The organism is Sphingobacterium bovisgrunnientis (assembly GCF_009829085.1).
GTDB lineage: Bacteria > Bacteroidota > Bacteroidia > Sphingobacteriales > Sphingobacteriaceae > Sphingobacterium > Sphingobacterium bovisgrunnientis.
The window spans coordinates 72,459-89,704 of the sequence record NZ_WUQY01000014.1 but is presented as its reverse complement, the minus strand read 5'-3'; the positions used below and the strand labels follow the sequence as shown (position 1 = coordinate 89,704).

General features: G+C 35.8%; 14 protein-coding genes. 6 read left to right on the top strand and 8 right to left on the bottom strand.

What is annotated here, in order from left to right; all coding sequences use genetic code 11:
- Positions 1–143: 143 nt before the first annotated feature.
- From GOQ16_RS08820 to guaB, 4 genes are all read right to left on the bottom strand, one after another.
- A complete protein-coding gene (locus GOQ16_RS08820) occupies positions 144–698 on the bottom strand; it encodes a hypothetical protein (RefSeq protein ID WP_160068945.1) in 555 nt (184 codons plus the stop codon).
- Positions 699–768: 70 nt separating this feature from the next.
- Entirely contained in the window at positions 769–3,345 is a 2,577-nt protein-coding gene (locus GOQ16_RS08815; protein ID WP_160068944.1) for a phosphoenolpyruvate carboxylase, read from the bottom strand.
- 174 nt (positions 3,346–3,519) lie between these two features.
- Positions 3,520–3,636 carry a 30S ribosomal protein THX gene (locus GOQ16_RS08810; protein ID WP_149914419.1) on the bottom strand — a complete coding sequence of 39 codons (117 nt, stop codon included), beginning with the start codon at positions 3,634–3,636 and terminating at the stop codon, positions 3,520–3,522.
- A gap of 126 nt (positions 3,637–3,762) precedes the next feature.
- Positions 3,763–5,238 carry an IMP dehydrogenase gene (guaB, locus tag GOQ16_RS08805; RefSeq protein ID WP_160068943.1) on the bottom strand — a complete coding sequence of 492 codons (1,476 nt, stop codon included), beginning with the start codon at positions 5,236–5,238 and terminating at the stop codon, positions 3,763–3,765.
- A 308-nt stretch (positions 5,239–5,546) separates the two neighbouring features.
- On the opposite strand from guaB, the gene GOQ16_RS08800 reads away from it, so the two are divergent.
- The 5 genes from GOQ16_RS08800 to GOQ16_RS08780 all read left to right on the top strand — a co-directional run bounded on the left by GOQ16_RS08800 (position 5,547) and on the right by GOQ16_RS08780 (position 11,428).
- Positions 5,547–6,023 (top strand): hypothetical protein, encoded by a 477-nt coding sequence (locus tag GOQ16_RS08800; RefSeq protein WP_160068942.1) that lies wholly within the window; start codon positions 5,547–5,549, stop codon positions 6,021–6,023.
- A gap of 217 nt (positions 6,024–6,240) precedes the next feature.
- Positions 6,241–9,228: a protein translocase subunit SecDF gene (gene secDF / locus GOQ16_RS08795; RefSeq protein WP_160068941.1), complete on the top strand. Its 2,988-nt coding sequence runs from the start codon at positions 6,241–6,243 to the stop codon at positions 9,226–9,228.
- Between the two features lie 133 nt (positions 9,229–9,361).
- Positions 9,362–9,994, top strand: coding sequence for a peroxiredoxin family protein (locus GOQ16_RS08790; protein WP_240140988.1), 633 nt, complete (start codon positions 9,362–9,364; stop codon positions 9,992–9,994).
- Positions 9,995–9,998: 4 nt separating this feature from the next.
- Complete coding sequence (gene gap, locus GOQ16_RS08785; RefSeq protein WP_192922519.1) at positions 9,999–10,997, top strand: type I glyceraldehyde-3-phosphate dehydrogenase; 999 nt, start codon at positions 9,999–10,001, stop codon at positions 10,995–10,997.
- 44 nt (positions 10,998–11,041) lie between these two features.
- Positions 11,042–11,428 carry a GNAT family N-acetyltransferase gene (locus GOQ16_RS08780; protein WP_160068939.1) on the top strand — a complete coding sequence of 129 codons (387 nt, stop codon included), beginning with the start codon at positions 11,042–11,044 and terminating at the stop codon, positions 11,426–11,428.
- 382 nt (positions 11,429–11,810) lie between these two features.
- On the opposite strand, the gene GOQ16_RS08775 is transcribed toward GOQ16_RS08780, so the two are convergent.
- The 4 genes from GOQ16_RS08775 to proS all read right to left on the bottom strand — a co-directional run bounded on the left by GOQ16_RS08775 (position 11,811) and on the right by proS (position 15,775).
- On the bottom strand, positions 11,811–12,593 hold the full coding sequence (locus tag GOQ16_RS08775; protein WP_160068938.1) for a TIGR02757 family protein: 783 nt from the start codon (positions 12,591–12,593) through the stop codon (positions 11,811–11,813).
- Position 12,594: 1 nt separating this feature from the next.
- Complete coding sequence (locus GOQ16_RS08770) at positions 12,595–13,422, bottom strand: DUF3658 domain-containing protein (RefSeq protein WP_160068937.1); 828 nt, start codon at positions 13,420–13,422, stop codon at positions 12,595–12,597.
- Positions 13,423–13,431: 9 nt separating this feature from the next.
- On the bottom strand, positions 13,432–14,205 hold the full coding sequence (locus GOQ16_RS08765; RefSeq protein ID WP_160068936.1) for a Rossmann-fold NAD(P)-binding domain-containing protein: 774 nt from the start codon (positions 14,203–14,205) through the stop codon (positions 13,432–13,434).
- Positions 14,206–14,302: 97 nt separating this feature from the next.
- Entirely contained in the window at positions 14,303–15,775 is a 1,473-nt protein-coding gene (proS, locus tag GOQ16_RS08760; protein WP_160068935.1) for a proline--tRNA ligase, read from the bottom strand.
- Between the two features lie 170 nt (positions 15,776–15,945).
- Between proS and GOQ16_RS08755 the strand changes: the two genes are divergently transcribed.
- Complete coding sequence (locus tag GOQ16_RS08755) at positions 15,946–17,217, top strand: hypothetical protein (protein WP_160068934.1); 1,272 nt, start codon at positions 15,946–15,948, stop codon at positions 17,215–17,217.
- Positions 17,218–17,246: the final 29 nt, after the last annotated feature.

The following is a 17,246-nucleotide window of genomic DNA, read 5'->3' as shown; positions in this document are numbered from 1 at the left end:
TGGACACCCTTGCCTTCGGCTAACACTTCCAACTGTAATGGCGTGTTCGGGACTTGCACCCTAGAGTTATCGCCCATCCCGGGCGCACCAAAAAAAAGGCGTCAATTTTATTTGACGCCTTGTTGTTATATTTTTTTTAAAGCTTAGTGGTGACCATGAGCTTCTTCTTTACCACCGATTTGAGTATACACTTCTGTTACTGCCTCTAACTGTTCTTTAGCGAATGCTTGAGCATCGACATCTGTATTACGGGATAAGCGTTTTAACTTATCTTTGATTGTAGCCAATTCATGTTGCGCATGATGTACATAATCAAAATGATCATGTGCTGCTGTAGCTGTAGAATCCGTAGATGTAGAATCTGATGCGGCATGACCTTGTGGAATTCCTTTGATTGGGAAATCAACTTGCTTCGCAGTAGCTAAAGAATCCAAAGCAGGTAATAATTGCGTATAAAAAGCTTTCACTTTTGACGCAACTTCTACTGATTTAGCATCTCCTGACTTTTCAGCATATTCTGCATATTTAACGCCATCTAAAGCAGTCTCACCAATAATTTGAAAGTATGCAAATGCATCACCATCGACTATAGATGTATGTGTGTATTTTAACTGATTTTCTTTCGCAGTATTATGTACACATGAAGTCATCAATGAACCTGCACAAATAGCCGCAACTAATAAAGTATTAAATTTCATGTTTATTCAATTTATCGAACACAAAAGTATAAAATATATGACAAAGTTCTTAAAAGTTTCAGAATTAGTATTATGCTAAATTCCTCCCTGCATTCACCACACCATATATGGTACGACCAATTATCTTTCTATAAATTTCTTGTTGCTCCTCATTTAAATTATTTCCATCAATAGCTCGAATCGCATAATGTTGAATAATTAAAAGCGGCAACACAATCTTTTCTCGCTCCAAAATGGAAGCTCTTTCCACTGGATAATTTTGCATCAACATTTCTGAATTACTCAGTTTCAACAAATAAGCTTTTGTTTTTTTGTATTCCTCATGCAACATTGTCCAAAATTCACCAAACTCTTTGTCATCTTTCATGTATGCAGTAATGTGAAAATTAGATTTTGTCATCGACATCATACAGTTGTCAATTAACGTGTTGAAGAATCCAGATGTTTGGTATAAATTACGAACGTAAGACCACATATTATTTTCTTCAGCCCATTCCAATGCACTACCAACACCAAAGAAACCAGGAATATTTTGTTTTAGCTGACTCCAAGAAGTAACGAATGAAATTGCGCGCAAATCTTGTAATCTTAATTCTTTGTCCGAATTACGTTTCACCGGTCTACTGCTGATGTTGATAGAAGATAACGCTTTTAATGGACTTAATTTTTCCAAATATTTCAAAAACTGAGGATGATTGCGCAACGTCATAAATTTACGATGACTCTCTGCCGCCATATCATCAATCACACTTTTTTGTTTCTCCGTGAGCGTATCACTACTATTTTGTTTGATTTCAGAAATCAATCCTGCATGTAATAATTGCTCTATATTATATTGTGCTGTATCTAACGAACCATATTGACTACTAATCGTTTGTCCTTGAATAGTTAATTGAATGTGTTTGTTTTCAATTTCACCACCCATCGCAGCATAAAAACGTTGAGTTTTACCTCCACCACGTGCTGGAGGTCCACCACGACCATCGAAGAACACTAAATCAACATCATATTCACGTGCCAAAGCAGTCAATTCAATTTTAGCTTTGTAAATGGACCAGTTTGCCATCAAATAACCACCATCTTTGGTACTATCAGAGAAACCCAACATGATACTTTGTTTATTTCCTCGTTTTTTAAGATGTGTAGCGTACGCTTTATTTGTGTATAAAGCTTTCATCACACTACGCGCTCTTGACAAGTCATCTACTGTCTCGAATAAAGGAACGAAGTCGATTGTCAACGTATCTTTCTTCCATCCTTGCCACAAGAATAATTGCATCAAACCAAGAATATCAGATGCTTGTTGGCAGTTTGAAATAATAAAACGCTGTGCTGCACGTTCACTACCCGACGCTTGAATATATTTCAGCAAACGAATCACGCCTAATGTATCTTGAACTAATGGATCTGCTTCGCTCGAAAACTCAAGATCTTCTTCATTAAACTTGAAAGCTTTTTGTTTGTCTACCTCTGAGGCGTTTAAATCTTCTGATTTTAAACCTGTTTTAGCATCAAAATTCTCCACTAAGTAGCTTACTGTATTTCTCAAAATCGAACTATCCTGACGAATATCTAATGTGGTGAAAAAACAGCCAAATGTATTCACTTTGCGAATCAAATCCTCCACAAGTTCTACGAACAAACCATTGTGGTAATTATTCAAGACATCTTTGATATTATTTAGATTCTCTAATATTCTATTCGTTTCATCGACTGGATTTTCAACAGGATTAAAACTGTTATTGTACAATAATTCTTGCAAATTATCTAAATACTGCTCTACTCCTCGGAACGTAATTCTTCTTTTGACAACTCTAAAATCACGGTAATAGCATCTAAAAAGTATAGTACGCAACATAGTCGCTACTTTCCTGGTACTTTCTACCGTCACATTAGGGTTTCCATCTCTATCCCCACCTGGCCAAAAACCCAATTCTATTAATTGCTTCACTTCGTCAGAAGATAGCTCCAACTCATTATCAATCTTGGATTGAATACTCGAAGTAACTTTATAAAAAACATTTTCCAAATACCAAGCTAAACTTGCTGCCTCATCAACAGGAGTTGGTTTTTGCTTTTTGATAAATGGCGTTTTACCCAGTTGTTGCAATAGCAAATTGATATTTGGTATATCATTATTTTTAATTGCTTCAATCAAGTCATTGATTATACCTAACACTTCACCAGGATAAAATTGAGTTGGATGCGCAGTCAAAACCAAACGCACTGAAAAATCTTTCAATTTCTCTGCTATACGTTTCTTTAACTTTGGATCCATTTGCGCCAATTTGAAAAGCGAATCCAAACCAGCTGTTTCATCCGTTTTACCTAATGCCTGAAAAGAAGAATCTTCAATCGCATCAAATAATACAACTTGTCTTTCAATATATTGGACTATACGAAACAATAAATCAATACGATCATTTTCTTGCACGTACTGCTCATATTGACCAAAAAAACTATCAATAATATGTTCGGGTGCAAGATGTTGCTCAACACCTTTTTCACAGTGTGCCGCAAAAAATGGCAACAATGTACCTGTATGCTTTACTCTTTGAAATGGAAGTGTTAAAAATAAACTTTTAAATAGATCGAATCTCGTTAAAACCTCATTTTCAAATACGACTTGCTTTTGACTTAATTTCATTATGACTGTTTTAATATCTTGGTGTAGGTATAATTTATACTATTTAGCCCCAAATGTATATAAAATTTATATTTTTTAAAGCTAGTTTTTACGAAAATAAAATTAAAACATAAGTTTTAATGTAAAATTATAATAATCTAGAAATAAGAAAGCAACCTTTAAAAGATTGCTTTCTTATTCGGATTTCTTAGCGTCATCTTTATTTCGCGAACCCGTTTTACCCGGTCGCTTCTTTCCATAAGAACCCATTATAATTTTTCCACGCGTTGTCTTTTTATCTCCTTTTCCCATAATAAAATTGAATTAGTGATTATAAACTGATTACTTATTCAACTAATTTAAAAATATTCACCCACAAAACAAATAAAGCCTAGATAAATTCTAGGCTTTATAAAAATATTTGTAAATAAACTAATATTATCCTCTACTATTGTAGTTCGGCGCTTCTTTAGTTATTTGAATGTTGTGAGGATGAGATTCTCTCAAACCCGCACCTGTAATACGTACAAATTGTGCTTCTTTTAGCTTTTCGATGCTTGCGGCACCGCAGTAGCCCATCGACGCTCTCAAACCACCAATATATTGGTAAACTACCTCAGCTAAAGTTCCTTTATATGGCACACGTCCAACAATACCTTCTGGTACTAATTTCTTAATATCAGCCTCTACGTCTTGGAAATAACGATCCTTTGAACCTTTTTCCATCGCTTCTACGGACCCCATACCACGGTACGATTTGAATTTACGACCTTCTAATAAGATCGTTTCACCAGGAGCTTCTTCCACCCCAGCGAACAACGAACCAGCCATAATTGTATCTGCTCCTGCCGCAATCGCTTTTGCAATATCACCAGTTTGTTTGATACCACCATCAGCAATCAAAGGAACCCCTGTACCTTTTAAGGCTTTAGCAACCTCAAAGACCGCATATAATTGTGGAACACCTACACCAGCGATAATACGTGTAGTACAGATAGAACCAGGACCAATCCCTACTTTAACACCATCTGCCCCTGCATCAGCCAATGCCTTTGCTGCAGCTCCAGTAGCAATATTACCAACGATTACTTGCAAATTTGGAAATTTTGCTTTTACTTCTTTTAATTTATTAATGACCCCTAACGAATGTCCATGAGCCGTATCTATGGTAACCACATCAACGCCTGCTGCTACTAAAGCTGTCACACGATCGATAGTGTCCGCAGTCACGCCAACAGCTGCACCTACTAATAAACGACCATGCTCATCCTTAGCTGCATTCGGATAATGCTTGTATTTTTGAATATCCTTGAAAGTTATCAACCCCTTCAATACGTTATTCTCATCTACTACAGGTAATTTCTCAATTTTATGATTTTGCAAAATTTCTTCTGCTTTAACTAAATCTGTACCAATTGGAGCAACGACTAAATTATCTTTAGTCATCAATTCCTTGATCGCTCTTGACATATCTTTTTGGAAGCGCAAGTCACGATTGGTTACAATTCCAACCAAACGACCTTCAGCGTCAATTACTGGGATACCACCAATCTTATGCTCCTTCATGATACTAAAAGCATCACCAACGGTTGCGTTTTCCAATAATGTAACTGGATCTTGAATCATGCCGCTTTCTGAGCGCTTAACTTTACGTACTTCAGCCGCTTGTTGCTCAATAGTCATATTTTTGTGCAACATACCGATTCCGCCAGCTTGCGCAATCGCAATAGCCAAATCAGATTCAGTTACAGTATCCATTGCAGCAGAAACTAAAGGAATATTTAATTTGATTTTACGCGTAAGATAAGTACTAGTATCTACGTCTCTAGGTAATATTTCTGAATAAGCTGGTATTAATAATACATCGTCATAAGTAAGACCTTCAGCTACGAATTTTTGTGGATCTAATTGCATGGCAAATACCTTTCTTGGGTTTTCTATTTGCCGGACAAAGATACAAAATTATTTTATAATTGCTAATAAAATATATACCACGCATCCTTATTAACAAAAAAATAATATTCAAATGACATGCTTTTTTTCATTCTACTTCAAAAGATAATTTACTAGCTTAAAAACACTCAATTATAAAATATTCTTATCAAGCAAATAAGAATACATCGACTTAAGAATATTTGGCAACATATTTGCTTATTCTCAATAAAAATAACACGAACTCAGGATTAACCTTAGGTTCTTTCTAAAAACAAAAGTTATAGATTATGAAAAAACTATTTTTACCCCTAATCGCAATTGTTACATTAACTGTAGGAGTTAACGAAGCTAAAGCACAAACACCTTTCAAGTCAGCATTAGGTGTTGTATTTGATGGAAATGATGGCTCGAACGTTGGAGTTCAGTTTAAAACAGCTTTACAAGGTCCTCAAGCACTTCAATTACAAGCAGCATTTAATAATAGATGGGTTTCATTAGGTGCAGATTGGCAATACGAAAGACCTATTAATGGTGCTGAAGGTCTTCACTGGTATGCTGGTGTAGGAGCACAAGTTGGTTTTTGGTCAGGTGACGGTGATGGTCACACATTAATCGGTCTTCGTCCGCAAGTAGGTCTAGAATATAAAATCCCTACAATCCCGATCGCATTGCATTTAGATTATAAACCATATTTAGGTCTAAATCACGATACTGGATTCCATGGCGATGGATTTACATTTGGTGTTAAATATGTTTTGAGATAATAAAACATTTATTTAAAAGGGAATCTTTGGATTCCCTTTTATAATTTTTTTCTCTTTTTCTATTTTGATAACTATATAGCCCTTACATAGTTAATCTTATATTTCTATTATTCTCTTTCTCTATTTTTTTTATACCTTTGCGAATCTTGGTAAATATTTTTATCATTACATCGTAATAAAAACATAAACTATATCAAATTAATAGACGATTAAGAAAATGCAGAGCAAAGGGCTGATTAAATTTTTGGTAGCCGTACTGACAGTAGCCTGTCTTTATGCGCTATCATTTACATTTGTAACTAGGAAAGTAGAGCGTGATGCACAAGCATACGCTGGTGGAGATATCACCAAAGAAAAAGCGTATTTAGATTCTATCGCTGGCGAAGTAGTATATAATTTAGGCGTAGCTAAATTTACCTACAGAGAATGTAAAGCACAAGAGTTGCCACTAGGTCTAGACCTAAAGGGTGGTATGAACGTAACAATGGAAATTTCATTGGATGAGTTGATTCGTAACTTAGCGAATAACACCAAAGATGAAAAATTCAATACAGCGTTAAACACTGCAATTCAAAAGAGCAAATCATCAAACAAATCAGTTGTTGATTTATTTATCGATGAATATAAAGCAACAGGTGCTTCAGCATCATTAGCTTCATTTTTCGCAACTAAAGATAATTCAACATTTATCAACAACAGCAGCTCAGAAGCTGACGTCAAGAAATTCTTACAAGTTGAAGCTGATAACGCAATCCAAAACTCATTTAAAGTATTACGTACGCGTATTGATAAATTTGGTGTTGCATCTCCAAACATTCAAATTCAACAAGGTACTAACCGTATTTTAATTGAATTACCGGGGGTGAACGATGCGGATCGTGTTCGTAAATTATTACAAGGTTCTGCAAAATTAGAATTCTTCGAAACTTACAATAATGTAGAAGTTCACGGTGTATTGAATAGTATCAACACTACATTAGCGACTTCTTTAAAATCGACAGACAAGGAAGTAGCGAAAACAGATTCTACAGTAGCGGATACTACGAAAAAAGAAAATCTATTAGCTAACCTTGGAGGCAATAAATCTGCATCTTCTGATTCATCAGCAGCTCTTGCAAATTTAACAGCACAAAATCCACTATTCAGTGTATTATACCCTGCTGTATACCAAGGACCAACAGGACAACCAGAATTAATTCCTGGACCACTTGTAGGATCAGCAGCTTTAAAAGATACAGCTAAGGTTAATGCATATTTTGCAAGACCTGAGGTTAAATCTTTAATTCCTGCTAACCTTAAATTACTTTGGGCTGTAAAACCAGAATCTAATGCTGAATCTTTATCATTATATGCTATCAAAGTTGGCGCAGGTGAGACAGGTTCTGTATTAACAGGTGATGTGATTACTGACGCTAGAGATGAGTTTGATCCACAAACAAATTCTCCTGTAGTAAGTATGAAAATGAATTCATACGGTGCTAAAGAATGGCGTAGAGTAACCGCAAAAGCTGCACAAAAGAAAGAGGCTATTGCAATTGTACTTGATAATGTAGTATACTCAGCTCCTACTGTACAAACTGAAATCGCAGGCGGTAATTCTTCAATTTCTGGAAACTTCACTATTGAAGACACTAAAGATTTAGCAAACGTATTGAAATCTGGTCGTCTACCGACTACGGCGAAAATCGTGGAAGAAGCAATCGTAGGTCCTTCATTGGGTCAAGCAGCTATTGACGCAGGTCTTAACTCATCTCTTATTGCTGTAGTTGTTGTAATGTTATTTATGGTTGCTTATTACAACCGTGCGGGATGGGCTGCTAACATTGCCGTTATTTTCAACGTATTCTTCTTGATGGGTATTTTGGCTTCGCTGAATGCTGTATTGACTTTACCAGGTATTGCGGGTATCGTATTGACAATGGGTACTGCAGTAGATGCTAACGTACTTATATACGAGCGTATTCGTGAAGAAATCCGTAATGGAAAAAATATTAAGCAAGCTATAGAAGAAGGTTACAAGCACGCGATGTCTTCCATCTTAGACTCACAAATTACTACGTTTTTAGTTGGTGTTGTATTATTCTTCTTTGGATCTGGACCTATTTTAGGTTTTGCTACAACATTAATGGTTGGTATTATTACATCATTATTCACTTCAATCTTTATTTCTCGCTTGATTTTCGAATTCATGTTAAAAAGAGAAATGAAAGTAAGCGTTTCTTACCCTTGGTCAGCTAACACTTTACTTGGTGCTAATTATCAGTTTATTAAAAAACGTAAAGTTTATTACATCATATCTTTAGTAGCAGTAGCTATTTCATTGATATCTATATTCACAAAGGGATTCTCGTTAGGGGTAGATTTTCAAGGTGGACGTACATATACTGTTCGTTATGATCAAAATGTTAACTTAGAAGATGTTCGTAAGAACTTAGATGAGGTATTTCAATCTTCTACAGAGGTTAAAACTTTTGGTAGCTCGAATCAAGTCCGTGTAACGACTACTTACCATATCGAAGAGACTTCAGATGAAGCGGATGCAGAAGTATTAGCGAAACTAACCTCTGGATTATCTAAAGTATCTGGTAATAACTACGAAATCCTTTCTTCACAGAAAGTAGGTCCTTCGATTGCATCAGATATTACAGAAAGAGCAGGATGGTCAGCGGTTATTGCTATTTTAATTATCGCTGTATACATCTTAGTTCGTTTCCACAAATGGCAATATTCAGCAGGAGCTGCTATCGCGACAATACATGATGGTTTGATCTTGTTAGGATTGTTCTCTATTCTTGACGGTATCGTTCCATTCTCATTGGATATTGATCAACACTTTGTAGCGGCATTCCTTACGGTACTGGGTTATTCTGTGAATGATACAGTGGTTGTGTTTGACCGTATCCGTGAAGATATCAACAAATCAGCTGGATTACACAAAAGCTTTGGTGAAGTTATCAATAACGCGATTAACACTACTTTAAGCCGTACGATTATCACATCATTAACACTTATTTTCGTGTTAGTTGTATTATTTATTTTTGGTGGTGAAGTTATCCGAGGATTTGCATTTGCTATCTTAGTTGGTATCGTTGTAGGTACATACTCATCTATTATGTTGGCAGCGCCATCTGTATATGATTTAGGTAAAAACAACGCTAATATTGCTAAACCAAGAACAGCAGAAGCTAAAGTTGTAACTCCGTAATTAGGAGATTCTATAAACGAAAACGGGCTATCCAAAAGGTAGCCCGTTTTCGTTTATCACAAATTCATCATAAATAAACTGTAATCCATCAACACCATATATTTTTTATAGATTTGCGTAAATAACTATTTATATGAAAAAAATGATGCTTTCAACTCTACTACTAAGCACTGTACTTGGATTTTCGAGTTGTTCAAATTCTTCTAATTCGAATACTAATGCGACTGAAAACGTAGAAAATCATGATGGTCACGATCATGCAGGACACGATCACAGTGCGCACAACCATAGCCCTTCTCAATCAGAGCAAAAACAAAAAATTGAGGAACTATCTCAAAAATCCCCAGCTCAAATTCTACCTGAATTCAAATTCTATAAAGTAAAATCCGGTATTTCTTTTACAAATCAAGATATTCCAAAAGGAAAAAAAACGGCATTTATCTTATTTGATCCAAGCTGTGGACACTGTCAAATAGAAGCGGGTCAATTAGGCAAAAACTACGATAAACTTAAGAACATCAACATCTATTTCGTTTCCATGAACGATCCTGCTTTGATGGCTAACTTCCTAGATACTTTTGGTAAAGAATTAGTTGGTAAACCAAATGTGGAAGTATTATACGACAGAAATCAAGATTTCATCCAAAAAATACATGTTCCAAAGCAATTCCCTGCGAACTATGTCTATACAGCTGAAGGAAAGTTGCAATCGCATTGGGATGGCGAGAAAAAAATTGATTTTATTCTAACAGAATACACTAAATAAGTTGATGAGAATAGCAATAAATGGTTTTGGGCGAATTGGAAGGCATACGCTTCGCAATTTGCTCAAAAGAAATTTGCAAAATATTGATGTTGTTGCTATTAATGATTTAACAAGCACATCTACCCTAGCGCATTTATTTAAGTATGATTCCGTTCACGGACCGTACGAAGGTCAGGTCACATTTGATGAAAATCATCTTTATATCGATGCGCACAAAATTTTAGTTACCCAGGAAAAAAGTCCAATAGATTTACCTTGGCAAAAGCTTCAAGTAGATGTTGTGGTTGAATCTACGGGACATTTTACAACGAAAGAAAAAGCTTCTCAACATATTTCTGCTGGAGCGAAACAAGTTATAATTTCTGCACCCTCACCAGACAGAGAAATTCCAACAGTCGTACTTGGAATCAATGATTCAGACTTTGATTGGACAGCACCAATTTTTTCGAACGCATCTTGTACAACTAATAACGTTGCTCCTTTGGTCAAAATTTTGGATGAAAATTGGGGAATAAAAGACGGATATATCACGACAGTACACTCGATGACAGGTGATCAAAATTTGCATGATGCCCCCCATCGCGATTTACGTCGTGCACGCGCAGCATCATCATCGATTATTCCGACAAGCACGGGAGCTGCTAAAGCTATTACAAATGTATTTTCGCATTTGGAAGGAAAGTTGGGCGGTGCTGGCATTCGTGTACCGGTGTTGAATGGTTCATTGACCGATTTCACCTGTACATTGCGCGAGCAAACTACAGTAGAAGAAATTAATGCCAAATTCAAAGCTGCTGCAATGCACGAATTGAAACAGGTATTATACTACACAGAAGACCCAATAGTTTCAGTTGATATAATTAACAATCCGTATTCCTGTGTTTTTGATGCGCAATTGACGTCAATTGTAGGCGGGCTTGTAAAAGTCGTAGGTTGGTATGATAATGAATTTGGGTATTCGAATAGATTGGTGGACATATTACAAAAATTGAGTCAGCGATGATCCGTTTTATTACGACCGAAGATACTATTCCACTACGCTCATCCGTGCTTAGAAATGGACTGCCTATCAAAGAATCTTATTTTGATGGGGACAATGACCCTTCAACATTCCATTTAGGCTTCTTTACCGAAGAGAATCAGCTAGTCTGTATTTTGACGTGTAAAAAAGATAACCACGGTAAATTACCTAAGGACACATATCGTCTGAGAGGTATGGCTACACACCCTGATCATCGACGAAAAGGTTACGCAGCACAACTGTTGCATAAAGCCATCGCGCATATCAAAACCCAACTGCATGTTGATTATTTGTGGTTTAATGCCCGTGTCGATGCATTTCCTTTCTACGAAAGCCTTGGTTTTGAATTTATGTCTGAGGAATTTGATATACCCACAGCAGGACCGCATCGCGAAATGTTTAAACTGCTTTAATTTGAAGCTTGTATTTTCTTAATTGATTTTTGCAGAAAATATACAACAGTTAGAAATACGAAAATTGATAAAGCAAAAATATACAGTTTGTATTCTTGATAAAATTCAGGAAAATAGTGAATTAAGGATTTCCGAATAATAGATTCTGTGGATCGTGCAACAACGATAAACGTTATAAATAAAGGTATTTCATATTTTTTAGGAAAATAGCTAGACGTAATATTGAGCATACTCCATGTAAAATGAAAACATAACAAAATACCCCCTATTACTTGGAAGCAATGCATAATTGTGCTTTCGTGCATGCTAAACAGCAAATTATTCACAACAATTAGTAGAAGACTTAACACAAAATACAAAGGTGATTTCAGCATAATTTCAATTACATTTCTTTTTCAACACCTAACCCAAATAAAGCAAAATCGTATTTAACAGGATCGGATTTATCTAAAAGTAATAAATTCTCTGTTAATTCTAGTGCTGCTTTCCATTGCAGTTTTTCGGACAAAATTAAATGAAATTTACGTGCCACACGCTCCACATGTACATCACAAGGACAAACCAATTGTGATGGTGCAATTCTACTCCATATTCCGAAATCAACACCCTTATTATCTATGCGAACCATCCAGCGCAAAAACATATTTAATCGCTTACAAGTAGACTTTTGAGCAGGAGAACTCACATGTTTTTTTGTTCGTAAAGGAAAATCAGGTAAAGAAAAGAAATAGAGTTTGAATTCATTCAAGGATTTTTCTATCGAAATTTCAGTCGGTTTCACATTCTCCTGCCCTATTAAGAAAGCATCTTCCAAGGAATAAAAACGACTGTAGTGATAACGAAAGAATTCTACAAAATAAAGCAGATCCGTATCATTGAATGTACGATGTTTAAAGCCCAACAAAGATCTCAAATCTTCCTCCTTGTGATTCATAATAAAATCATATGGACTTCCGCCCATTCGCTCGATCAGCTCTTTACACTTATTAATAATGGTTTTTCGTTGTCCCCAAGCTAATATCGATGCGATAAAGCCCATAATCTCTATATCCTGCTTCTTACTAAATAGATGCGGAATACAAATCGGATCATTTGCTATAAAATTAGGTTGATTGTACTCAACAACCTTGTTATCTAAAAACTCTTTAAGATTAAAATCTGACATTTTATTTTGCTAAAGCCACTTCAAATATATGTCCATTTCGCTGACCATGATCTTGATTTCGCATTTGCAACAGACCTTCATAGCATAGTTGCTTCAATCGTTCTATTAAAAAATAATCTCCTATTCCATTTGAATTATATCCATTATACATATTACCAATGGTTAATCCAATTACTTTGAAGGAAAACTGAAAATCAGGAGTACAGTGTGCTATTAATATATCATCAAAATATGTGATATCTGATTCTTCTATCTGGTTTTGATTATTTAAAATTCTCAAATTGGAGTTGTTTCTTAAAAACTTCTCCCAACTTTTTTCAAAAAATAGCTTTTCATTATTAGTTATTAATCTAAAATATTGTTTTGCAAGCTGTATGTTCTCCGATGTACAGACATACAATGAAAACAATTTTGCATTATATCCATTATGGCTATTAAAAGGAATATTTTGCCAATCGACTGTGTAAATAGTAATACTTATATCCTTCAAAAAATTTAATATAGCTGCTTTCCATATGTATTCATTACCGTCATCACCTAACCAGATAAAGATAGAATCTCCTGAAGTTATCTCTCTTAATTTTACAGCGATATCTTTGCCATTTATTTCCCTGTGAAAATAAAAATCAGTTTCTTGAAAAAATTCTTCAAACCAATTAATACGTTCATTAATTCCTCTTAATGTCTTTAAATCATACAATGGACCTAATACTAATGTATCTAATAAAGTAATTAATTTAATATTCTCATTTGAAAAATCAATAACATCGCTAATCATTAAATTATTTGATGAATTTTCTCCACAAACGATATGATATTCTTTTGCCATATTATTAAGTTAAAAATTTAACGGTGATTGATGCTTAAAACTATATTTTAATTCCTTAATAATAAGACTACCATCAACTATTTTTTGAAAAGAATTTTCTGGTTCAAAAGCTGAAGGCAACTGAAATCCATATTTTTTAGCGGATGCTAAAATAACTTCTTTCTTTGTCGGATGTTCTGGAGCCACGAGGTTATAAATTGGATGATGCAAATCTGATTCAAATCCCTTTGTGATTAACGCCACTACATCATCAACATGAATAAAATTCGCGGGTTGATCGCCTGTCGCACAGTTACGGTTCGCAAAATACTTCGCAAAGATTCTATTTTTACCAAATAACCCACCTAGGCGATAAATATGTGAATTTGTCAACTCTACCTTTTGCTCTGCGACTAATAAGCGATCATTCAAATCTTCTTTACAATCTTCATTGAAAACCCCATCCCTATCAGGATAAATTCCTATTGAACTCAAATATATTTGCTTTCGAAATTTTAGGTTAGCGAGGTATTGTCGAACATGTTCAAAACGATAAGATATTTCTTCGACTGAATTCTTAGAACTAGCAGGAACACTGTCTAATATATAATCATAGGTAGTTGGGAATTCAGAAATAGAAACTTCATCATCAAAATTCACTACCGCAACATCTAAACCTAATGCAGTAAGATATTCTTTCTTTTCCGAAGATGTACAAGTAACATATACTTCCCAACCTTTTTCTGTATAATATTTCGCTACCTCTTCTCCTACCCAACCACAGCCCAAAATCAATATTCTCATCTAGCTAATTTAAACAAAAAGAGCAAAGAAATTAATCTTTGCTCTCTCGCCTAGTAAAATTTTGAATTTTTATATTCTAATTTTTACTTAATAAAAATTAATATGCTTTTGCAAATAACACTCTTCCTTTGGACGGTTTTCCAGTGAAAATACATACGCCATCTTCTTCTTGAAAATCCAATGGAATACAACGTGAAGTTGCTTTTGTTTCTTCTTTCACACGTTTCTCTGTTTCTGGCGTACCATCCCAGTGACAAGAAACGAAACCACCTTTATTTTCCAATACATCTTTAAACTCTTCGTAAGAATTTACTTCTGTAATATGTGAATCACGGAAATTCAATGCTTTTTGGAAAATATTCTCTTGGATTTCATCCAATAATGCTACGATATGGCTACCCAAGCCTTCTTGAGAAACAGTTTCTTTTGTTTGTGTATCACGACGTGCTAACTCCACCGTACCGTTTTGCATATCACGTGAACCAATTGCAACGCGCAAAGGCACACCTTTCAATTCCCACTCCGCAAATTTGAAGCCTGGACGCTGTGTATCACGATCGTCATATTTCACTGAGATATCTTGTCCTTTTAATTCTGCATTCAATTTATGTACGAAAGCATCGATATTCGCTTTTTCTTCTTCAGTTTTGAAAATTGGAACGATTACAACTTGTATCGGAGCTAATTTTGGAGGTAAAACTAAACCTTGATCGTCTGAGTGCGCCATAATCAATGCACCCATCAATCGTGTAGATACACCCCATGAAGTTGCCCATACGTACTCTTGCTTACCTTCTTTTGATGTAAATTTCACATCAAATGCTTTCGCGAAGTTTTGACCTAAGAAATGTGACGTACCAGTTTGCAATGCTTTACCATCCTGCATCAATGCCTCGATAGTATAAGTGTCAAGAGCACCCGCAAAGCGTTCTGATTCTGTTTTACGACCTCGAATAACTGGAACAGCTAATGTTTTCTCTGCAAACTCCGAATACACATCCAACATTTGTTGTGCTTCAGCGACTGCTTCTTCCGAAGTAGCATGCGCTGTATGTCCTTCTTGCCATAAAAATTCCGCCGTACGTAAAAATAAACGAGTACGCATTTCCCAACGCACCACATTCGCCCATTGGTTGACCAAAATAGGTAAATCTCTATATGATTCTATCCATCCTCTGTATGTATTCCAAATGATTGTCTCGGAAGTCGGGCGAACGATAAGTTCTTCTTCTAATTTTGCATCTTCGTCAACAATGATATTTCCATTACCATCATTTTTAAGGCGGTAGTGTGTTACCACTGCACATTCAGTGGCAAAACCTTCGACATGAGAAGCTTCTTTGGAGAAAAATGACTTGGGAATAAACAAAGGAAAATACGCATTACTATGTCCTGTTTCTTTGAAACGCTTATCCAAAATAGCTTGCATACGCTCCCAAATAGCATAACCATAAGGTTTGATCACCATACAACCTCTCACTGCAGAATACTCTGCCAAATCCGCCTTGATAACCAGATCATTATACCATTGTGAATAATCTTCACTACGACTTGTTATTCCTTTACTCATTTGCTTATACTATGACTTATATCAGAAAATATATGTTAAAAAAGTATATATTCTCGTGCTGTAAAAATTTATTTATATTTTTGATTAAGGGTATTAAACCTTTGCTAAAATTCGCGTCTAAGATAATAAAAAGACGTTGATTATCTACAACAACTAGCGAGAAAGATATTATGAAAACGAATAGATTAGTATTTGGTAGTTTGGCATTAACGATAGCTGTGGCTATTAGTTCTTGTTCGACAAGTAAGCAAATAGCTTACAAGGACGACATGTACAACAATCGCCAAGCGAATGTTGATCAGCCGTATCAAAGTCCGGATTATTATTATACGGACGAACAATATGCACAGCAAAATAACGATTATTATGCAGACGAATACTCTGATGAAGAATATTACGAGGATGATTATAGTGATTTAGAATATGCAAATCGTATTAATAGATTCTATTATTCATCTCCTGGATTTTCTTATTATGATCCTTTCTTTGATCCATGGTACGGGTATAATTTAGGTTATGGAGGCTTTGGATTAGGATGGTCTAATTGGGGTTGGGGTTCTCGCTGGTCAATGGGTTTTGGCTGGGGTCATCCGTATTCTCACTTTGGTTATAATTGGGGTTGGGGTAATCCATATTACTCATACGGCTACGGTTGGGGACATCCTTTTGGATATGGTTCGTATTGGGGGCATAACTCCTACTATAACGCATGGGGACACCCATACTACGGCTATGGTTATGGAGGAGGTATAGGTAATGGATACACTTCACGTTCTACATATGCATCTGTACGTTCTACTAATCGTGGACTATACGACTCTCGCTCGAGCAGCAGATCGACAGACCGCAGAACAAATAATTCCGTATCGCGAAGTGTAAGTAGAGATAATAGTGGTAGAATTGTTACAGGTTCCAGAGTTTCTTCAAGAAATAATGAGGGTACAACTCGTGGTACTTCTTCACGAAGCGTATCCGATAGAACTAATAATACAAATAATAGAGGTACTGTACAAAGAGGAACTTCATCACGTAGTGTATCTGATAGATCGACTAATGCTAACGAAAACAGAAGCATTATCAATCGTGGGACTAATACTACTGAAAGAGGTACATCTTCAAGATCACAAGGCAGAACAACTACTTCTCCAGAGAGATCTGTACGCCCTAGCACAACACAGCCTAGCACAAGATCAACAACAACTGACAGAAGCGTAAGACCTAGCTCTAGCTCTTCATCGAATGGTAGTAGCAGAGGATCATCATATACTCCTCCAAGCTCTTCTTCTAGTAGCAGCAGAAGCTCAACGTCATCTTCGTCTGTTGGCAGTTCTTCATCAAGAGGTTCTTCTTCATCGATGGGAAGTAGTTCAGGCTCATCATCAAGAAGCTCAGGTTCAAGCTCAAGCTCATCAGGCTCAAGTTCGCGTTCGTCAAGAAGATAATAGCTATTTAAACATATTTGCCAGTCTAA